This window comes from Rhizobium fabae (assembly GCF_003985135.1).
GTDB classification, from domain to species: domain Bacteria; phylum Pseudomonadota; class Alphaproteobacteria; order Rhizobiales; family Rhizobiaceae; genus Rhizobium; species Rhizobium pisi.
Genome location: NZ_ML133648.1, coordinates 283,836 through 303,434 on the forward strand (window position 1 = coordinate 283,836; position 19,599 = coordinate 303,434).

The following is a 19,599-nucleotide window of genomic DNA, read 5'->3' on the forward strand; positions in this document are numbered from 1 at the left end:
TGCGACGGGACCCCTCTCCGGCCGAGTCGGCAGCGGCATCGAGCTTGTCGAAATGGGGCCGTTATCCGCTAGCTGGCTTCGATGACGTGAGGTATGGTCGCCGTTGTCAGCTGACAACGAGCTAAGATTCCTGAATTCCACATGATTTCTTCGCCGAATCCGGTTTGTTATGGATTGGCTAACCAAGAAATCGCTTGACGGAATCGCGAGACTCACGATCATTTGCGCAAAATTACCCGATTTATCAGGATTTGCGTGAATGCCGATCAAGGCCGCGATTGTTGAGAAAGCCAAGAGAGCGAGTCGAGTCTCGATCGACGAGACGATCGCGCAGGACTCGACGATTCTCAGCAGCCAGTTGCAGGTGCTGTTCGAGCGGCTGTTTTCGCCCGACGCCCGCAAGTCGCTGCGGCGGTTTAGCAGCATTGAGGCTGCCAAGCTGCTCGGCGTCACAGACAGCTATGTTCGTCATCTCGCCGCCCAGGTGGAAAGCATCAATCCTGAAAAGACGGCGACGGGCCGCCGGGTGTTCTCGCTCGAGGAAATCCATGCGATGCGCCAGCATCTCGGGCGCACCAAACCCTCATATCTGCCGATGCGCCGGCCCGGCGATCATCTCCAGGTGATCGCCGTTACCAATTTCAAGGGCGGCTCCGGCAAGACGACGACATCCATCCACCTGGCGCAGTTCCTGGCGCTGCGCGGCTACCGTGTGCTTGCCGTCGACCTCGATCCCCAGGCATCGATGTCGGCGATGCTTGGATATCAGCCCGAATTCGACGTGGGCGAAAACGAGACGCTTTACGGAGCCATCAAATATGACGAGACGCGCCTTGACGTTGCCGACATCGTCCGCCAGACCTATTTCCCCGGGCTCGATCTCATCCCCGGCAATCTCGAACTGCACGAGTTCGAACACGATACTCCAAAGGCGCTGGCAGACACCAACCGCGACGACAAGGACATGTTCTTCATGCGGGTCGGCAATGCGCTGCATTCGCTGGAGCAGAGCTATGACGTCGTCATCATCGATTGCCCGCCTACCCTCGGCTTCCTCACGCTGTCTGCGCTCTGTGCCGCCACCTCCGTTCTCATCACCGTTCATCCGCAGATGCTCGACGTGGCGTCGATGAACCAGTTCCTGACGATGACCTCCGACCTTCTGGCCGTCGTCAAGCAGGCGGGCGGCAATCTTGATTATGACTGGATGCGCTATCTCATCACCCGCTACGAGGCCAATGACGGTCCGCAGGCACAGATCGTCGCCTTCCTGCGCAGTCTGTTCGGCGAGCGCGTCTTGACCTCGATGATGGTCAAGTCGACTGCGGTCTCGGATGCGGGCCTGTCCAAGCAGACGATCTACGAGGCGGGGCGCGAGACGATGCATCGCCAGACCTATGACCGCGGTGTCGAATCCGTCGACAGCGTCAATGCCGAGGTCGAGCAACTCATTCGCAGTGCATGGAGCCGGACATGAGCCCAAAAGGTCGCGATATCCTGAAGAGTATGGTCGGCTCCGTAGAGCCGGCGCGGCCCGAAGCACCAAGCGCGCAGCCGGCGCATCGGCCCTCGGGTGCGGTCAAGGCGATGAACCTGTCGCTAGGGCGGCTGGGCGAGGAAGCGGCCGCCGCCAAGGCGCTTCGTGAATCGCTGGCCTCCGGCGACAAGGTGCTGGAGATCGATCCGGCCACCGTCGAAATGTCCTTTATCCGCGACCGCATTCCGGTCGATCAAGATCCCGAATTCGAGCGGTTGAAGCAGTCAATTCGCGAAAGCGGACAGCAGGTCCCGATCCTGGTGCGGCCGGATCCTGTAAAGGCCGGGCATTACCAGGCGGCTTATGGACACAGGCGACTTCGCGCGGCCGCCGAGATCGGGGTTGCGGTCAAGGCCGTCGTGCGCAAGCTCACGGATGAGGAACTGATCCTCGCGCAGGGTCAGGAAAACGGTCCCCGCGTTGACTTGAGCTTTATCGAACGGGCGCTGTTTGCGCGGCGCATGGATGAACATGGCTTTAGCCGAGACATGATTGCCAAGGCGCTGGCGACCGATAAGCCGGAAACCTCGAGGCTGCTGCAGGTGGCGCAGACGATCGATCCAGAGATCATTCTTGCCGTGGGGCCGGCCCCCAAGGTTGGGCGCCCGCGCTGGCTGGCGTTTTCTGAAAAATTCAGGGAAACGGGCGGGTCGAAAAAGGCGCAGGCGGCAATTCGTGCCGGCGGTTTCGAGGCGTTAGAGACTAACGGTCGTTTCGACGCCGTCTGGAAGGCGCTGGAAGAGAAGAGCGCACCGCAGCGGGCCGAGCAGACGCTGCGGACCCAAGCGGGGGCGCCGCTTGCTTCGGTGTCCCGCTCCGGCAAAACCTTTCGCATCACCGTCAAATCGGCGGCGTTTTCGGAATTCCTGGCTCAGCGGTTGGCAGGCCTCGCCGCCGAGTTCGAAGAGGAAAATGAGGCAGTTAGACCGGTTGTCAGCTGACAATTCGGATAGGAGATAACGCGCAAAAGAAAAAGGCACCGAACCGGGCGGCGGTCGATGACACTTGGCATGCTCGCAAGCCAGGTCATGGCAGGTGAAATCAAGCCGGATCAATCGGCCGATAAATGGAAATTGTTTCGCGCGTTGTGCGAAGCAAAGCCGTTGCTCGGCATCACCGATTGTGCGCTTGCCGTGCTCAATGCACTGCTGAGTTTTTATCCGAAGAACGAGCTGGCCCAGGAAAATGGCCTGACGAATATCCAGCTTTCCTTGAGAACGCACGGCATGGCCGAGCAGACCGTCCGGCGGCATCTCGCAGCGCTGGTCGAAGCAGGTCTTCTGCTGCGTAAGGATAGCCCCAACGGTAAGCGCTATGTGCGCAGAGACAGGGCAGGGGAGGTGGAGGAAGCCTTCACCTTTTCGCTGGCGCCGTTGCTTGGCGCGACCTGATTACCGCAGCCATCACGGTTCGATCGATGCTGGGCGTGAGCCCGTCAGCCTATGAGGAGGCGGCAAATGTGATGGGCGCGGAAAACGCCGCAACGGTGATGCATGCATCCTGGAGCGCGGCGGTCACATCAATTCGGCCGGCGGCAATCTTCGCGACCTGACGCGGCGAAGCGAGAAGGGAGAATTCGCGATCGGCCCGATGTTCATGGCGCTGCTGCGGGCAAACGCGCCGGCCGGCCGAAAGGCGGGGTAGGCGTCAGGTCTCCGTGTGGGCGTTTATGGCCAGGTCCGAGGAATGGCCAGCGGTTTTTTGAGGGCAGGGGATCGGGCAAGCCACATGTCGGACCTGGCGAAGAACGATATGCCGAACCTCAGCGGATCAGCCTTCGCTCCAGGAAAGCCTGCACGTCGCGGCGTCCGTCGATCACGCAATAGACGACGACATCGGTGCCCATGATGCGATAAATCATGCGCCAGGGTTTATGGTGCAGTTCCCTATATTCGGAGATGCCGATGCTCGCGAGCTCCTTATTTCCGCGGGCGGGGAATTCTTCGAGATCGGTAGAGGCGCGCTCGATTTCCGTCAGGATGCGCTCTGCAGTTTCGGCACCGTCACGGTGAGCGATAAAGCGATAGAGATCCTCAACATCGCGTTCCGCGTCCTCGGCGAACAGAACACGATATGACATCAGGGTTGGCTGTCGGCCAGACGTTTGCGGATGCGCGCGAAGGACTCCGTTGCTGGGCGCAGCTTGCCTTCGTCAACCTGACGGTTGGTGAGCGCGAGCACCTTCAGAAGCGCTAGCGTTTCCTGCGTTTCTTCATATTGGCCGACGTCTTGAAGGATGGCTTTCGCCTCTCCGTGCAGCGTAATGACAACAGGCTGAGGATTATCCTTCAGTGTCCTGATGATCTCGGCGAGTGCGCCTTGAGATAGCTGATCGGCTTGACCTGTTCTGACAGCTTCATCTGCTCACTCCCTTTCGACCAGAATGTTGATCATTAAATGGTCAATTTAAAGACACTTTTGGACACCGCGGCGGCGCATTCCCAGCGGTCGATTATCCCCTCGGGGGAGTGGATGCTTTTTTTCACTCCGCCGGCCCCAAAGAGAATGGGATTTCTTATAATAAAGTTTGTCTACTGATTTTATAGACTAAACTTTGCAACCAGTGATCGGATCGTGGTATCATGTCCTATCTCCTCAGCCTTCTCGACAAAAGCCCGATCGAAGAGGGGCTCACCGCCGCGGATGCGCTACGGGCGACGGTAAAGATCGCCGCCCGGGCCGAGGAACTCGGTTATCACCGTTTCTGGGTCGCCGAGCATCATAACATGTCCAATCTGGCGAGTTCCGCGCCGGAAGCGTTGATAGCCTACCTTCTCGCCAGGACTTCGAGGATCCGCATCGGCTCCGGCGGCGTGATGCTGCAGCATTACAGCGCCTACAAGGTTGCCGAGACCTTCAATCTTCTGGCTTCGCTGGCACCCGGCCGGGTCGATCTCGGTGTCGGCAAGGCGCCGGGTGGCTTTCCGCTGTCGACGCGCGCCCTTCAACTAGCCGTCGATCCGTCCAGAAAGCCGGATTTTGCAAGTCAGCTTTCCGATCTCAACACATATCTCGCCGCCGATCCGAAATACGATGGCGCGCAGGCGACACCTTTCCCGCCGACGCCTCCCGAACGTTTCCTGCTCGGCGCCAGCGTCGAAAGCGCCGAACTCGCCGCCGAGAAAGGCTGGGAGCTTGTCTTCGCCGGTCACCTGAACGGTGATCCGGACAATCTGCGCAGGAGCTTCGAGGCCTATGAGCACGCTTCCGGCGGAAAGCGTCCGATCCTGGCGCTAGCCGCCTTTGCCGCGGAAAGCGAGGACTATGCCCGCGAGCGTGTCGGCAGGCTGCGCCTTGTCAAGGTATTCCTGCCGAACGGCCAGACCGTCAATGTCGGCAGCGAGGAGCAGGCGGCCGAATTCGCCCGGCAGGCCGGCGTCACCGATTACCGCATCGAGGAAAAGGTGCCGAACGTGCTGCACGGCACGGCCGAGCAGATCCGCAAGGAGCTGGACGAACTTCACCGCCGCTACGGCGTCAAGGAGTTTGTGCTCGACACGCCAGCGCTTTCGATCGCCGAGCGCCTTGCCTCCATCGAGCTGCTCGCCAAGGAGCGGCTTTCCCTCGTCGCCTGACCGTTTCCAAGGAGGATTGATCCCATGGCTCAGAAACACGTCACGTTCGGCATCATGTTGCAGGGTCCCGGTGGCCACATGAATGCCTGGAAACATCCGAGCGGACCGGCCGATGCCAGCGTCAATTTCGATTTCTTCGTCAAGACCGCGCGCAAGGCTGAGGAGGCCGGCATCGCTTTCGCCTTCGTCGCCGATGGGCTTTATATCAACGAGCAGTCGATCCCGCATTTCCTCAACCGATTCGAGCCGATCGCCATTCTGTCGGCGCTCGCCGCCTCTACCTCGAAGATCGGCCTCGTCGGTACGGTCTCGACCTCCTACAGCGATCCCTTCACCATCGCCCGCCAGTTCGCCTCGATCGACCTCATCAGCGGCGGCAGGGCAGGGTGGAACGCGGTGACCTCGCCGCTCGAGGGATCGGGGCGCAACTACAGCCGCGAGCATCCGGAGCACGAGCTGCGCTACGAGATCGCCGAGGACTATATCGATGCGATCAAGGGTCTCTGGGATTCCTGGGACGATAACGCCTTTATCCGCAACCGCGAGACAGGCGTCTTTGTCGACAAGACGAAGATGCATCGTCTCAACCACAAAGGCCGGTTCTTCCGCATCGAGGGCCCGCTCAACATCGGCCGTTCGAAGCAAGGCCAACCGGTCGTTTTCCAGGCCGGCGCCTCGGATTCCGGTATCCGGCTCGCCGGCAAGCATGCCGATGCCGTCTTCACCAATGGCGGGCCTTTCGAAGAGGCGCAGGCCTTTTACCGGCAGCTCAAGGACAGCGTGATTGCGCAGGGCCGAAGTGCTGCGGAAGTCGGTATTTACCCGGGTATCGGACCGATCGTCGGGGCAACGCCTGACGAAGCGGAAGCCAAGTACCAGGCGATCCGCAACCTCGTCACTATTGAGGAGGCGTTGCTCTATCTCGGCCGTTTCTTCGATCATCACGATTTCAGCGTTTACCCGCTCGATGAGCCGTTCCCGGACCTCGGCGATATCGGCAGGAACAATTTCCGCGCCACCACAGACCGCATCAAAAGGACGGCGCGCGAAAAGGGCCTGACGCTCCGCCAGGTCGCGCTCGATTCCGCAACGCCGCGCACCGCCTTCATCGGCACCGCCGCGCACGTCGCCGACGAAATCATCCGCTGGGTCGACCATGGGGCCGCCGACGGCTTCATCCTCGGCTTTCCCGTCATCGCCGAGGGCTTCGACGATTTCGCCAGATACGTTCTGCCGATCCTCACCGAACGCGGTTACTTCGATCCGGTTCTGAAGGGCGAGACGCTGCGGGATCATCTGGGCCTACCCTTCCGCGAAAGCCGCTATGCGGCCGGTGCTGATCAGGTCGAGCACGGAAAGGCCGTCGGCGCCTGAGCGCCGGCGAACCGTCATGGACCTCATCGCTCAGAACCCGCGCAGCAACGATCCGGTCGAGAAGGGCATCGCCGGTTATCTCGACGAGATCATCGCGCTTCGCCACGACCTGCACCAATATCCGGAGCTTGCATTCCAGGAGTTGAGGACCAGCAAGCTCGTGGCATCCCGGCTTTCCTCCTGGGGCTATGAGGTGGCGACGGGCATCGCCGGAACCGGCGTCGTCGCCACCCTCAGGCGCGGTGCGGGCGAGAAACGGATCGGCATTCGCGCCGACATGGACGCCCTGCCGATCGAGGAGGCCACGGAGCTTGCCTATGCCAGCAGCAATCCCGGGGTCATGCATGCCTGCGGCCATGACGGGCATACATCGATCCTGCTCGCCGCCGCCCGTTATCTCGCCGAGAGCGGCAATTTCAGCGGCACGCTGCGGCTGATCTTCCAGCCTGCGGAAGAGATCGGTGCCGGCGCCCGCAAGATGATCTCGGAAGGCCTGTTCGAACGTTTCCCAGTCGATGCGGTCTTCGGGCTGCATAACTGGCCGGGTGTGCCGGCGGGTCAATTCGGCTTCGTCACCGGTCCTGCCATGGCATCGGTCGATCAGGCGGTCATCAAGATCGTCGGCAAGGGCGGCCATGGGGCCGAGCCGCACCGCGCTGTTGATCCCGTGCTCGCCTCCGCCTCTTTCATCACCGCCCTGCAGAGCGTCGTCTCGCGCAATGTCGATCCGCAGGACATGGCGGTCGCCACCGTCGGTTCGATTCATGCCGGTTCCGCCTCCAACGTCATCCCGGAAAGCGTCGAGATGAAGCTCACCTTGCGGGCCTTCAGCGAGACGGTCCGCCAGCTGTTGCAGGAGCGCATTCCAGCCCTTGCTCGCGCCCAGGCCGAAAGCTTCGGCGCAGAGGCCGATGTGAATTACCGTCTCGGCTTTCCAGCGCTCGTCAATCACGCCAAAGAAACCGCCTTCGCCCGCGATGTCGCATATGACGCGCTCGGTCTCGCCGCGATCGAGAAGGATTTCCGGCCGAGAACGGCGAGTGAGGACTTCGCCTTCATGCTGCAGGCGAATCCAGGCAGCTATCTCTTCGTGGGGAATGGCGACAGCGCTCCACTCCACAGCGCGCATTATAATTTCAACGACGCGATCATCGCGCCTGCCGCCCGCTACTGGGTGCGGCTCGCCGAAACCTTCCTCACTGATGACAACGGGTGATGAACGATATGAGCGATACCTTTCTCTATACCAGCCCTCTCGACCCGCGCGCCAAGCCGCTGATCGATGAATTGATCTACGAATATGACAGCCGCTACGGCACCTATTTCAATGCCGAAGGTGCGGCCGCCGAACTCAACCGCTATCCCCCCGAAGCCTTCGCACCGCCCGACGGCAATTTTCTCCTGTTGATCCGCGATGGCGAAACCATCGGCGGCGGCGCGTTCAAGCACTATGCCGAGCGCACGGCCGAGTTCAAACGCATCTGGACGCGCTCCGATCTGCGCCGCCAGGGCCTTGCCCGCAAGGTGCTGGTGGAACTGGAGGTCCAGGCCGCCCGCCAAGGCTATGCCCGCATCTATCTGACGACCGGCTTTCGCCAGCCCGAGGCGGTCGGCCTTTATCTGAACTATGGCTACACCGCTCTCTTCGACACATCGGTCGATCCCGAGATCTACAAGAGCCTGCCCTTCGAGAAGGACATCACCCATCTCGCGCAGCCTCTTCTCGAAGAGGCGGAGCCGCGCCTGCGCGTGGCGGGCGCAAGTCACTGAAAACGGCAAAGGCCGACAATCATAAGAGGGAAAAGGCAATGGCACTGACGACGGATTTCGCGGGTATCGAGCCCGGCAGCAGGACGGTAGAACCAAGGCAGGACAATTCCCGCTACCGCATCGTGCCGGCGCGCCATCCCGAGCGGTTGGCAGGCACGATCTTCGCCGCCGTCGTCATCGTCGCCGTGCTCTATTCCACCTTCACCAACCCGCGCTGGGGTTGGGACGTCTTTGCCGAATGGTTCTTTGCGGAGCCGGTGCTGGTCGGCCTCGGGCGGACGTTGCTCTTGACGGCGCTCGCCGCCATATCCGGTTCCATTCTCGGCACGGCTCTGGCGCTTGCCCGCGTTTCCAAGTCGCCGCTGCTTTCCGGTCTCTCTTGGGGTTATATCTGGCTGTTGCGCTCGATCCCCATGATCGTGCTGCTCTTGATACTGAACAATCTCGGCTATCTCTACGAGACGATCAGAATCGGCGTTCCTTTCACCGATACGGTCTTGCTCGACTATCCTACCGTGCAGCTGCTGACACCCTTCGCCGCGGCCTTCCTCGGCCTCACGCTCAACCAATCCGCCTTTTTCGCCGAAATCGTGCGCGGCGGCATTCTGTCCGTCGATCACGGGCAATTGGAAGCCGCCGCCGCACTCGGCCTGCCGCGGCGTCGCCAGGCCTTCCGCATTGTGCTACCGCAGGCCATGCGCTCCATCCTGCCGACCGGCTTCAACGAACTGATCGGCCTGGCGAAAAGCACGTCCATGGTCTACGTGCTGGCGCTGCCGGAACTCTTCTATACGGTTCAGGTGATCTACCGCCGCAATCTCGAAGTCATTCCGCTGCTGATGGTCGCGACCGTCTGGTATCTGATCATCATGACGGTGCTGTCGATCGCCCAGCACTATATCGAGCGCTATTTCTCCAGGGGCGCCGTTCGCAACCCAACGCCGCTGCCCTTCCAGGCATTCCTGGAACGCTTCAGTCGTCCGCTGCCTGCGTTCGACACGGCGGCCGACAGCGTGCGCAAGATCGGTTTCCAGGATGCGTCGACGCTGCGAGCCGCGGGCGGTGCGGTGCGCATCCACGGTATCTCCAAAAGCTTCGGCTCGCTGAAGGTGCTCGACGACGTCGAACTCAATCTGCCGGCAGGCAGCGTCACGGCCATCCTGGGTCCATCCGGCTCCGGCAAATCGACGTTGCTGCGCGCCATCAATCATCTGGAGCGTCTCGACGAGGGCTTCATCTCCGTCGACGGTGATTTCGTCGGCTACAGCAGGAAGGGAGATACGCTCTACGAGCTCAAGGAGAAGGATATTCTCAAGCGCCGCGCCGATATCGGCATGGTCTTCCAGAGCTTCAATCTCTTCCCGCATCTGACCGTGCTCGAAAACCTCATCGAGGCACCGATCCAGGTGCGCGGCATCCGCCGCGAGGAAGCGGTGCAACTGGCGCAGGAGCTGTTGGCTCGCATCGGCCTCAGCGACAAGATCAACGCCTATCCGCGCCAGCTCTCCGGCGGCCAGCAGCAGCGTGTGGCGATCGCCCGCGCGCTGGCGCTCCGCCCGAAAGTGCTGCTCTTCGACGAGCCGACTTCGGCGCTCGATCCGGAGCTGGTCGGCGAAGTGCTCGATGTCATCAAAGAGCTTGCCCGCACCGGCACGACGCTCGTCATCGTCACCCATGAAATCGGCTTTGCCCGTGAGGTCGCCGACACCGTCGTCTTCATGGAAAGCGGCCGCATTCTGGAGGCTGGCCCGCCGGCCCGCATCTTCACGCAAGCGGAACATCCCCGCACACGGGAGTTCCTCGCCAAGGTTCTCTAGCGCCTGACAGCGCTGGCGAAATGCCGGGCCGCGACGGGCTGCTCCGGTCGACTGACAATAACAACAACCTAAAGATGAAATGGAGACGGGACATGACATTTGCAGATAGAACAAAGCTAGTCATAGCAGGAGCGGTCACCATTGCCGCACTCGGTTTCGGATCGGCTCAGGCACAGCAGAAGTTCGATCTCAGCCCCGAGCAGCCGAACCGGCTACGGGTGGAAAAGAACGAGAAGCGCATCGCCGAGGTCAAGGACTTCAAGTTCGTTGAAAACGGCGTCTTCACCGTCGGCATCAGCTCGAGCGGCAATCTGCCGCTGCATGATTACGCCTCCGATTCCAAGACCGTCATCGGTTATGACGTCGATCTCGCGCAGGCGATCGCCGACAGCCTGGGCCTGAAACTCAATCTCGTTTCTGTCGCATGGGCGGATTGGCCGCTGGGGCTCACATCCGGAAAGTTCGATGCGGTGATTTCGAACGTGACGGTCACGGAAGAGCGCAAGGAAAAGTTCGATTTCTCGACCTACCGCAAGGATGAGCTCGGCTTCTACGTCAAGGTCGACAATCCAATCACCTCGATTAAACAGCCGAAGGATATTGCCGGCCTGAAAGTCATCACGGATGCCGGCACCAACCAGGAGAAGATCCTGTTGGAATGGGACCGACAGAACGTCGCGGCCGGCCTCAAGCCGATCGAGGTGCAATATTACGACGACGGCGCGGTCAAGGATCTTGCCGTCCAGTCCGGCAGGGCCGACGCCGTCTTCAGCGTGAACGCGACGCAGGCCTATTCGGCGGGGATAAACGGCAAGACCAAGCTCGTCGGCACTGTCAGCGGCGGCTGGCCGATCACGGCCGAGATTGCCGTCACCACACGCAAGGGCAGCGGCCTGGCGGCGCCGGTGACCGATGTCGTCAACGACCTGATCGCCAGCGGCGCCTACAGGAAGATCCTCGATACCTGGAACCTCGGGCCTGAGGCGATCGACAAGGCCCAGACCAATCCGCCCGGCCTGCCGAAGAGCGGTTCGTAACGTTCACTTGGCGGACCGGCGGGTGGGCCGGTCCGTCCCCGACTTTCATGCAAACGGAGATATGTCGAACGTGACCTTTCCCGATATCCGCACCTTCTTCCTCGCAGCATTGATAGCTGTTTTGACCGGCCTTGGGGCAGCCCAGGCCGCCGATGAATTCGACCTCAGCCCGCAGCAGCCGGGTCGGCTTCATGCCGTCAAGAACGATGCGGCCGTCGCCGCGATCCCTAGAGAATTCAAGTTCGTTACGCCAGGCAAGTTCACTATCGCCGTCAGCCCCGGCGGCCCGCCGCTTGCCACCTATGCAACCGACGCCAAGACCGTAGTCGGGGCCGATCCCGACTATGCCTACGCCATTGCCGACAGCCTCGGCCTGACCCTGGAGATTGTGCCCGTCGCCTGGATCGACTGGCCGCTCGGCCTGACCTCGGGCAAGTACGATGCCGTCATCTCCAATGTCGGCGTCACCGAGCAGCGCAAGGAGAAGTTCGATTTCTCCACCTACCGCCAGGGCCTGCACGGTATCTTCGTGAAATCCGACAGTCCCATTGCCTCGATCAAGGAGCCCAGGGACGCTGCAGGCCTCAGGATCATTGTCGGCGCCGGCACCAACCAGGAGCGTATCCTGGTGAAGTGGAGCGAGGAAGATGTCGCGGCCGGCCTGAAGCCGATCGAACTACAATATTACGACGACGAGGCAGCGAGCCTTCTCGCGCTGCGTTCCGGCCGGGCCGATGTCATCGTCCAGCCGCATGCGCAGCTCGTCTTCATCGCCGCGCGCGACAAGAACATCAAGCGCGTCGGCACGCTGAGCGCCGGCTGGCCGGATCGCTCTGATGTCGCGATCACCACCCGCAAGGGAAGCGGGCTGGCCGATGCGCTGACCATCGCCACCAATGGCCTGATCAAGGACGGCACCTACGCAAAGATCCTCGACCACTGGCATCTTTCAGAGGAAGCCTTGCCGGCATCCGAGACCAACCCGCCCGGCCTGCCGAAATACTGATCGTCGGATGGCACGAGTGGGCAACATATCCATCAGCCATATCGGCTTCCTTACCCCCGGCAACTATCCCGACGACGATCCGTTGTCGGGACTGGAGCAGACACTCCAGCAGCTGCAATATGGCGAAGATCTGGGTTTCGACAGCGCCTGGGTCCGCCAGCGGCACCTGGAGCCCGGGATCTCTTCCGCGAGCGCCTTCCTGGCGGCGGCGACGCAGCGTACCAGCCGGATCGAGCTTGGAACTGCGGTCATTCCGATCGGCTATGAAAGCCCCTATCGGCTCGCCGAAGACCTCGCCACGGTCGATGTTCTCTCGCGTGGGCGCCTGAATATCGGCGTCAGCGCCGGCCGGCCGCTGCATGCCGACCTGATCGCGCCGCTCGTCTTCGACGGCGACTGGACGGGCTACGACTTCTCGCATGAGCGCGTGCTGCGCTTTGCCGACAATCTGCGTGGCACCTATCTCGGAGACGAACAGACCTTCATCAAGACGCCTTTCGGTCCGCAGCGACCGCGCCTGCAGCCTTATGCCAAAGGCCTGATCGACCGGATCTGGTATGGCGGCGGATCGCAGCGCTCGGCTGAATGGGCCGGCCGCAACGGCTTCAACCTGTTGACCGGGAATGTGATAACGGGGGAGGGGACGGATGATTTCTTCACCGCGCAATCCAGGCTGATCGAAACCTTTCGCGCCGCCAAAACGCAGCGCCGGGTCGCGCTCGGCCGCGTCATCGTGCCCTTCGACAGCGCCGATGCCCCAACGCGCCGCCGCTATCGCGACTATGCCGATGGCCGCCATGAGCGGACGCTTTCGCCGCAGGGCGAGCGGCGCACCTTGTTCGCCCGCGATATCGTCGGCACGTCGGATGAGATCCTGGGGCGGCTTTTCGCCGATCCGATCCTGCCCGAGGTCAGCGAGCTGAGGCTGGAGCTCCCTTACGAGTTCGAGCACGAGGAGTATCGCCAGATCCTCCATGATTTCGTGACGCGGATCGCACCGGAGCTCGGATGGAAAGGGCAAACCGACATTCGGGCCGCCTCCTGAACACCCTCAAGCCACATCCATTCGACGCCAGAACAATCATCTCTCAGGGAATATGCATCAGTGACCAAATCGGTAGACTATTTCTTTTCGATCGGCTCGCCCTGGTCTTACATCGGCTTCGACGCCTTTATCGAACTTGCGGCGAAGAACGAAGTTGCCATCACGCCCTATCTGACGACGGTGGTCGAAGAAAATGGCGGCATCTTCTCGCGCAATCGCCCCGAAATCCGGCGTGCCTATTGGACACGGGATCTCAAACGCTGGGCGCGGGTGCGCGGCAAGGAGCTGTGGCTCGAACATCGCCCGGAGCTGAGCGATCCGACGCCGGCATCTCTCTTCGTCATTGCGGCCTACCTCGACCGCCAGGATTGGATCGGCGTTGCCCGCGCCCTGCAGCATGCCTTCTGGAGCGAGGCGAAGGATATCGGCAGGTCCGACGTGCGCGAGGCAATCGTGACCGCAGCAGGGTTCGATGGCGCGGCACTGCTCCGGCGGCAGGCCGATGACGATGTCCAGAACAAATGGTCGGCCGACCGCGTGCATGCGCGCGACAGCGGCGTCTTCGGCTTTCCCACCTATGTCCATGACGGCGAACTCTATTGGGGACAAGACAATTTGCCCTTCCTCGAACGTCATCTACGCGGCGACAGGCCCTAGGTCTGGATCGAGAAATCCGGCCTGGGTTGAGACGGATTTTTTCACATAAGTCTATAAAATAGATAGGTATTATTCTCTACTGCCGATGCCATGCGATAGATTGGTGTGATTGATCAGGAAATCACACGCATGCCCGAAAAGACTTCGCAGACCGCCGGGACCATTATTCCCACGCGCCCGACGGAATGGCCGACCATCATTCTCGCATTCGTCATCCATGGGGGATTTTTTGCGCTCACCGGGTGGTGGCAATCATTATCCCCGATCGTGGCGATCATTGTTGGAGGCTGGCTGATCGCCTGGCACGGATCGCTTCAGCACGAGGTTATTCACGGCCACCCCACAGGAATCCGATGGCTAAACGATGCGATCGGATCGATACCGCTGTCGCTGTGGCTGCCTTATCCGATCTATAAGGACAGCCATCTGGAGCATCATCGCGACGAATTTCTGACCGATCCCATCGAGGATCCTGAATCGTCCTATTTCACCAAGGCTGCCTGGGAGCAGCTCGGCGCGACCGGCAGGCTGCTGGCGCGATGGAACACCACCCTGTTCGGTCGTTTGACCATCGGTCCCGCGGTTATGATTTTGAGTTTTCTTGGGCAGGAATGGCGGTTGATCTGGACGAACGAACCGGGAAGACGGCGGATATGGGCAGCACACGGCATCGGTGTCGCCGCCGTTCTATTCTGGGCGACGCTCGTCTGCGGCGTGCCGCTGTGGCTTTACCTTGCTTTCGTCTACACCGGCGCGGCGATGACGCGGCTCAGATCCTATGCCGAGCACAGATATGCCGAGAGCCACGAGGAGCGCACCGCTATCGTCGAAAACAGCCATTTCTTCGGCTTGCTGTTCCTCTACAACAACCTGCATGTTCTCCATCATCGCCGGCCGGGCATCTCGTGGTATCGCCTTCCCACGGTCTATCGCCAAAATCGCGAAACGCTCGTCTGTTCGAATGGCGGGCTTGTCTATGACGGCTATTGGGACATTGTCCGCCGGTTTTTCCTGAAGCCGCACGACGATCCGAAGCATCCCCGTCATTCGTGACGGGTGCGGCGTCAGGCACCCGAAGGTCACCGACTCAGGCCGCCAATGCCGTTGTCAGTCGCGCCCGGCGCGACGGCGTTTGTGCTTTTGCAGGAGCTGAGTCGAATTGCCGTTCCCGAACGTCGGCGAAGCAAGCGCCGCTCCGCTTGATCGATGATAGCGGACGGAATTCCGTTATTTTGGCAAGTTTGTGCAATCCCATCGAAACCGCTCCATTCTATTGGAGGAAAAGATATGGGAAGATTTTTTTACATTGTTTGCTGCAATTAGTTCTTTTATCTCCCTGCTCATTAAAACGCGAAACGCCACTGCCGGAGAGAGATGATGAATCCCGCCATGAACATGATGCCGATGATGAACAACATGATGCCCGCCATGATGAACCCGATGATGGGCGGAATGATGCCGATGATGGGTGGCATGCCCATGATGTCGGGTGCAATGATGCCGATGATGGCCTCCATGCCAATGATGATGATGGGCTCCATGAAGTGCACCATGACCGCCGAGGGCATGATCTGTGAAATGAAGCCGATGGAAGGCATGAACAACGAAATGTTCATGGAGTGCTGCAAGCGCATGATGTCGATGATGTCGGGCGGCATGCCCGTCATGATGAACTGCGGCGGCATGATGATGTGCTGCATGATGGCCGCCTGAGCCATCGTCCCTCAGGGAAACGATCGAGAGCCTCCGGAGACGGGGGCTCTTTTGCGTCATGCGCGAACGTCTTCGAGATAGGTCGTCACCAGGTAGAGGATCGCTTCCGTTCCCGTCATGTTGCGATAGATATGGGGTACATCTGCGTCGAAGATGATGGCGTCGCCTTCACCCAGGATATGCGGCGACTGCTTGCCGGCGATGATTTCGACGGTGCCTTGAGCAACGACCAGATTCTCAACCGTTCCGTGCTGATGGGCGTCGGCGTTTTCGGTATGGTGCGGAGCGATCCTGAGCTCGTAGAATTCCACCTTCCGCTCGCCTTCGAAGGGGAAAAGAGCCCGTGTCCGAAAGCGCCCCTCGGAGGAGGAGAGAATTTTCGATCTTGCCCTGGGCACGGCGATGACCGGGCTCTCGCCGCGTTCGGCGATCAGAGCGGCGCAGGGAATGCCTAGAGCAAGCGCGATCTTCGAGAGAATGCTTAATGTCGGGCTGCTTTTGCCCGTCTCGATCTGGCCGAGCATCGCACGGCTCACGCCGGCGATCTTTGCCAGCCTGTCCAGGGAATAGCCGCGCCGGGTACGGATGCGCCGCAAATTCTGTCCTGTTTGAACCGTGATCTCCTCGGCGGTATCTCTGGCTTCGCCGTCCGAGAGAAGCGCTTGATCAGACCCCATATCCCGGAGTGCCCATTGCCATGACGGGGACGAAACCCCAATACGGCACCCACATCAGGACTGGCTGCATTGCAAATGATACCGGTGCGGTCGCTTGAACCACATCAGCATGTTTGCTGCGCGACTGCCGGTAAGCCTGGAAATCGATGACATCAGCCGTCTGCAATGGCATGAAAAACTCCCGCTAAATCTATAAGAAGTATATATTTCTGAGGCGAAAAAAGCAGAGCGTGTCGTCCAATCCGACCCCTGAACCGGAAATCTTATACCAATAATATTCACCCTTGCGGCAAAGCCATTTGGTCAGGCTGGCGGGGACGGGATAGTGCCCGCCAGCCGTGCCAGCTGCAAAGACGTTTGTCTAATAGAAGCCAAAACCGGTTTCGCCGCTGCGGATTTTACCAATGTGATCGCAGTGCAATGACGACAGCAGCATCTGACTTCATAAGTCGTCAGACGTCTTGTGTTCCGCATGATTTTCTCCGACTCATCAAGGAAACGACTTCGAGTCGATGGTTCATTCATATTCGACGAGTTATGGGCTCATCGGAGCGCAGCCGTTGACGAAGGATCGAACTTTTTCGTGGGCCGCCGAGGTTCAACGAAAAGGCACGATTCTGTGTCTCGATTGGAGCATCGTGATACGCACGATTTCGGCCCTTTTGGAGAAACCAGTTCTGGAGTCGCTTGATCTTGAACCGGTTCTCGATCTCACAAGTCCAGCGGGTCAGATCATTGGCAACCTGGTGGGGACAATCATGCAGGGCATGCGCAACAACGGTCCTCTCCTGTCATCTCCTGTCGGTCTTTCCTTGCTGAGCGAAGCGATGTCGGACCTTATCCTCCGGTTTACCCAGCATCTTTTACTGAGTATTTGGGACAAAAAGTATCGGCAATCGCCCCTTGGCATGTTCGGCGCGCTATCGACTACATGCACGCAAACATCAGCGAACCGTTCACGATCACAATGGTTGCAGAGGCCGTCGGGGTCTCGCTTCGTGCGTTGCAGAATGGTTTTAGAGCCTTTTCAGTGCGTTCGGCGAATGCCCGAAGGATACGCGTCTGAGGGCAGCGTCACTGTCCACCCACTGACCAGATCTCATGCGGTAGAGCGTCGTTCTGATTGCGGTCTTTGCCGAAGCGATTGACGATCACCCGCAGGTCGAAAAGCCGGCAGGTTGCGAACTGCTCGGCTGAAAATCGATGTTTCCCGAAATTGCGACACGAAGCGCAGCTTATGCGTGCCGAAGTGGTGGCGAACGTTTTTTTCAACGACGCCAGCAAGGAGAGACTTACGTTCCTTTAATCTATCAATTGTGTAGACAATAGTTGAGCAATCCAAAGAGAGGAAAAACCATGTCAGGTTTCAAACTCGTCGGCATTGCTGGCAGCTTCAACCGTCCTTCGAAAACATTGGCGCTTGTGCGCCACGTCGCCGAACGCGCAAGCATCCGATACGGCTTTGCCAGCAAGACCTATGATCTGCACGATTTCGGTCCGTCGCTGGGCAGCGCCTTATGGCGCAAGGACCTCGACGAGCAGGCCAGGCGTGTCGTCGACGAGATCGTGCAGGCCGACGCCCTGATCATCGGCTCGCCGACCTACAAGGGTTCCTATCCCGGTCTTTTCAAGCACCTGATCGACCTGATCGATCCGCAGGAGCTTCGAGGCAAGCCGATCATCATCACGGCGACAGGCGGCGGTGACCGACATGCCTTGATGGTTGAGCACCAGCTTCGGCCGCTGTTCGGGTTTTTCATGGCTCACACGCTGCCAACCGCTGTTTATGCGTCCGATCGTGACTTCCAGGATTATGCGGTTGCATCCGAACCGCTTTCGAACCGCATCAGTGAAGTGATCGGCGAATTGAGAGCCTTCTTCCCGGGCGCAAACCCGGCGCTGGCGGCTGCCGAATAAGGATCGTCGCCATGGCTCGATCTCAGGAAGCAACGATCATTGATGCGGAAAGGCCGGCGGCCAGCGATCAATTGTGGAGCGTCTTCGAATTCGCCCGACGATATCGCCTCGCCAAACGCGAGGAAAATCGCCTGCTGATGCTCTATGGGCCAGAGGCATCGCTTCGCGATCTTCTTGCCAATGCGAGACGTCATTCGCTGATTTCTTAACAGAAAACTATCGGTCCCTGACAGGAGGTTCGCATGAAGCTTGAATTTCACGTCTGGCTGAAACTCGTGATCGGCCTCCTCCTTGCGGTGAAGGTGCGCGAGCCTGTGAATGGATCATTCGCGCGGGACGAACGTGACTGGTCCGCGCGCGAATACGAACTCCATTATTGGGGCGCGATTCCCGGACTTTGGTATTGAGGAGGTGGCGTGATGGCAATCGTCGTTGAGACCGGCCTCGGCCGGCGCGGTGCAAGAAGGGCTTCCACCGGCCTCATGTCGCAGATCAGGCATGCGGCCGGAATCTGCACGATCACCGGCTCTTTCACATTCCTGTTCGCCCTAGTGATCGGGCTGATCCGATGAGCCACATCCTTATCCTTCCCGGACTGTTCGGCTCGGGAGAAGGGCATTGGCAGCGACATTGGCTGCAGGATCATCCGGACAGCCGTTGCGTCGTCCAGGACGATTGGGACCATCCGAACCTCGACAGCTGGTTGCCGCGGCTGGAGGGTGCGCTTGAAGAGGCCGGCGAGGCCTATCTGGTGGCCCACAGTCTCGGGTGCCTGCTGGCCGCCCGGCTGGCGGGACGGAATGCCGCGCGTCGCGTCAAAGGGGCATTGCTCGTTGCTCCATGCGATCTGCCCGCCACGGAAATCCTGCATCCGGGGCATATCTCGTTTGGCGCCATGCCGACGGCGCCCCTGCCTTTTCCGAGCATCGTCGTCGGCAGCATGAACGATGCGTACATGACGGTCGATCGGTTGACCCTGTTCGGCGGCCTATGGAACGCCGAGACCAGGAATATCGGCCTTGCCGGGCATATCAATATTGCCAGCGGCTTCGGCCGTTGGCGCAATGGCTACCGCTTGCTGGACGCATTGAAGACGCGTCCGGGCGCTCGAAAGCGGTTCGTTTCGATGCCGCCCGCTTTTGCGTTGTGAATGGGGCCGGAATGTCCGACATCGTAGCCGACCTCCTGCGCCTCAGCGAAGATCCGAACGCCGACCCGAGAAGCAGGCGCCGGCAGACCATGGATCGTTTGGTGCAGGCGCTGCTCGCCATGGCCAATACTGAATTCGGACCCGAAGATGCGCAAAGCCGCAGCGCGATCATCCATTTGACGACGATCATCCGTGACATGACGGGAAGGATCGCCGATGCCGACGATGCGACATTTTCGGGGATCGTCAGGGAAGCCGCAATGCTGATCCGCACCCTGCAACGGCGCCAAGCCGAGGCGGCCAGATTTACGGTGCATTGACACG

General features: G+C 60.1%; 22 protein-coding genes and 3 pseudogenes. 20 read left to right on the top strand and 5 right to left on the bottom strand.

The genetic code is table 11. The annotated features are described in order from the left end of the window. Positions 1-259: 259 nt before the first annotated feature. The 3 genes and pseudogenes from repA to repC all read left to right on the top strand — a co-directional run bounded on the left by repA (position 260) and on the right by repC (position 3,181). On the top strand, positions 260-1,477 hold the full coding sequence (repA, locus tag EFB14_RS09955; protein WP_125843147.1) for a plasmid partitioning protein RepA: 1,218 nt from the start codon (positions 260-262) through the stop codon (positions 1,475-1,477). Beyond that, the gene (gene repB, locus EFB14_RS09960) at positions 1,474-2,478 is read left to right on the top strand and encodes a plasmid partitioning protein RepB (protein ID WP_125843416.1); all 1,005 of its coding nucleotides are present in this window, start codon (positions 1,474-1,476) and stop codon (positions 2,476-2,478) included. Before repA ends, repB begins: the two co-directional genes overlap by 4 nt. Before the next feature lie 57 nt (positions 2,479-2,535). After that, a pseudogene (gene repC / locus EFB14_RS09965) lies at positions 2,536-3,181 on the top strand (plasmid replication protein RepC). Positions 3,182-3,299: 118 nt separating this feature from the next. Here the strand turns inward: repC and EFB14_RS09970 are convergent. Together EFB14_RS09970 and EFB14_RS09975 are read right to left on the bottom strand one after the other, a co-directional pair. Next, entirely contained in the window at positions 3,300-3,617 is a 318-nt protein-coding gene (locus tag EFB14_RS09970; RefSeq protein ID WP_125843145.1) for a type II toxin-antitoxin system RelE/ParE family toxin, read from the bottom strand. Beyond that, positions 3,617-3,897 (bottom strand): annotated as a pseudogene (locus tag EFB14_RS09975) (type II toxin-antitoxin system Phd/YefM family antitoxin). Before EFB14_RS09975 ends, EFB14_RS09970 begins: the two are co-directional and overlap by 1 nt. Positions 3,898-4,119: 222 nt before the next feature. Here EFB14_RS09975 and EFB14_RS09980 point away from each other — a divergent pair. From EFB14_RS09980 to EFB14_RS10025, 10 genes are all read left to right on the top strand, one after another. After that, positions 4,120-5,112: an LLM class flavin-dependent oxidoreductase gene (locus tag EFB14_RS09980; protein ID WP_126824869.1), complete on the top strand. Its 993-nt coding sequence runs from the start codon at positions 4,120-4,122 to the stop codon at positions 5,110-5,112. A 24-nt stretch (positions 5,113-5,136) separates the two neighbouring features. Next, positions 5,137-6,486 (top strand): LLM class flavin-dependent oxidoreductase, encoded by a 1,350-nt coding sequence (locus EFB14_RS09985; RefSeq protein ID WP_125843141.1) that lies wholly within the window; start codon positions 5,137-5,139, stop codon positions 6,484-6,486. Positions 6,487-6,502: 16 nt separating this feature from the next. Beyond that, positions 6,503-7,702 (top strand): M20 aminoacylase family protein, encoded by a 1,200-nt coding sequence (locus EFB14_RS09990; RefSeq protein WP_126824872.1) that lies wholly within the window; start codon positions 6,503-6,505, stop codon positions 7,700-7,702. Further along, on the top strand, positions 7,699-8,256 hold the full coding sequence (locus EFB14_RS09995) for a GNAT family N-acetyltransferase (protein ID WP_126824875.1): 558 nt from the start codon (positions 7,699-7,701) through the stop codon (positions 8,254-8,256). The genes EFB14_RS09990 and EFB14_RS09995 overlap by 4 nt, the downstream gene beginning before the upstream one ends. Before the next feature lie 38 nt (positions 8,257-8,294). Next, positions 8,295-10,073, top strand: a complete 1,779-nt coding sequence (locus EFB14_RS33750) for an amino acid ABC transporter permease/ATP-binding protein (protein ID WP_126824878.1) — start codon at positions 8,295-8,297, stop codon at positions 10,071-10,073. A 92-nt stretch (positions 10,074-10,165) separates the two neighbouring features. Continuing rightward, the gene (locus EFB14_RS10005) at positions 10,166-11,110 is read left to right on the top strand and encodes an ABC transporter substrate-binding protein (RefSeq protein WP_126824882.1); all 945 of its coding nucleotides are present in this window, start codon (positions 10,166-10,168) and stop codon (positions 11,108-11,110) included. Positions 11,111-11,171: 61 nt separating this feature from the next. Continuing rightward, positions 11,172-12,116 carry an ABC transporter substrate-binding protein gene (locus tag EFB14_RS10010; protein ID WP_126824885.1) on the top strand — a complete coding sequence of 315 codons (945 nt, stop codon included), beginning with the start codon at positions 11,172-11,174 and terminating at the stop codon, positions 12,114-12,116. Positions 12,117-12,123: 7 nt separating this feature from the next. Next, the gene (locus EFB14_RS10015) at positions 12,124-13,161 is read left to right on the top strand and encodes an LLM class flavin-dependent oxidoreductase (protein ID WP_126824888.1); all 1,038 of its coding nucleotides are present in this window, start codon (positions 12,124-12,126) and stop codon (positions 13,159-13,161) included. 60 nt (positions 13,162-13,221) lie between these two features. After that, a complete protein-coding gene (locus tag EFB14_RS10020) occupies positions 13,222-13,818 on the top strand; it encodes a 2-hydroxychromene-2-carboxylate isomerase (RefSeq protein ID WP_126824891.1) in 597 nt (198 codons plus the stop codon). Between the two features lie 129 nt (positions 13,819-13,947). Beyond that, positions 13,948-14,871: a fatty acid desaturase gene (locus EFB14_RS10025; RefSeq protein ID WP_125843125.1), complete on the top strand. Its 924-nt coding sequence runs from the start codon at positions 13,948-13,950 to the stop codon at positions 14,869-14,871. A 290-nt stretch (positions 14,872-15,161) separates the two neighbouring features. Here EFB14_RS10025 and EFB14_RS10030 read toward each other — a convergent pair whose 3' ends face one another. The 3 genes from EFB14_RS10030 to EFB14_RS10040 are packed head-to-tail and all read right to left on the bottom strand — an operon-like array spanning position 15,162 to position 16,380. Beyond that, positions 15,162-15,536, bottom strand: a complete 375-nt coding sequence (locus tag EFB14_RS10030; protein ID WP_125843123.1) for a hypothetical protein — start codon at positions 15,534-15,536, stop codon at positions 15,162-15,164. A gap of 51 nt (positions 15,537-15,587) precedes the next feature. Beyond that, positions 15,588-16,208 carry a helix-turn-helix domain-containing protein gene (locus tag EFB14_RS10035; RefSeq protein ID WP_125843121.1) on the bottom strand — a complete coding sequence of 207 codons (621 nt, stop codon included), beginning with the start codon at positions 16,206-16,208 and terminating at the stop codon, positions 15,588-15,590. Beyond that, positions 16,198-16,380, bottom strand: a complete 183-nt coding sequence (locus EFB14_RS10040) for a hypothetical protein (protein ID WP_125843119.1) — start codon at positions 16,378-16,380, stop codon at positions 16,198-16,200. Before EFB14_RS10040 ends, EFB14_RS10035 begins: the two co-directional genes overlap by 11 nt. A 304-nt stretch (positions 16,381-16,684) precedes the next feature. Between EFB14_RS10040 and EFB14_RS33875 the strand changes: the two are divergent. The 7 genes and pseudogenes from EFB14_RS33875 to EFB14_RS10060 all read left to right on the top strand — a co-directional run. Beyond that, positions 16,685-17,235, top strand: a pseudogene (locus EFB14_RS33875) (cupin domain-containing protein); the annotation flags it as partial. 329 nt (positions 17,236-17,564) lie between these two features. Next, the gene (gene msuE / locus EFB14_RS10045; RefSeq protein WP_126824894.1) at positions 17,565-18,125 is read left to right on the top strand and encodes an FMN reductase; all 561 of its coding nucleotides are present in this window, start codon (positions 17,565-17,567) and stop codon (positions 18,123-18,125) included. Between the two features lie 11 nt (positions 18,126-18,136). Next, positions 18,137-18,334 (top strand): hypothetical protein, encoded by a 198-nt coding sequence (locus EFB14_RS10050; protein ID WP_126824898.1) that lies wholly within the window; start codon positions 18,137-18,139, stop codon positions 18,332-18,334. Positions 18,335-18,367: 33 nt separating this feature from the next. Further along, positions 18,368-18,532 carry a hypothetical protein gene (locus EFB14_RS32855; RefSeq protein WP_164737513.1) on the top strand — a complete coding sequence of 55 codons (165 nt, stop codon included), beginning with the start codon at positions 18,368-18,370 and terminating at the stop codon, positions 18,530-18,532. Between the two features lie 12 nt (positions 18,533-18,544). Beyond that, entirely contained in the window at positions 18,545-18,697 is a 153-nt protein-coding gene (locus EFB14_RS32860) for a hypothetical protein (protein ID WP_164737514.1), read from the top strand. After that, positions 18,694-19,275 (top strand): RBBP9/YdeN family alpha/beta hydrolase, encoded by a 582-nt coding sequence (locus tag EFB14_RS10055; protein WP_125843114.1) that lies wholly within the window; start codon positions 18,694-18,696, stop codon positions 19,273-19,275. Before EFB14_RS32860 ends, EFB14_RS10055 begins: the two co-directional genes overlap by 4 nt. A gap of 11 nt (positions 19,276-19,286) precedes the next feature. Next, positions 19,287-19,595: a hypothetical protein gene (locus tag EFB14_RS10060; RefSeq protein ID WP_125843112.1), complete on the top strand. Its 309-nt coding sequence runs from the start codon at positions 19,287-19,289 to the stop codon at positions 19,593-19,595. Positions 19,596-19,599 lie beyond the last annotated feature (4 nt).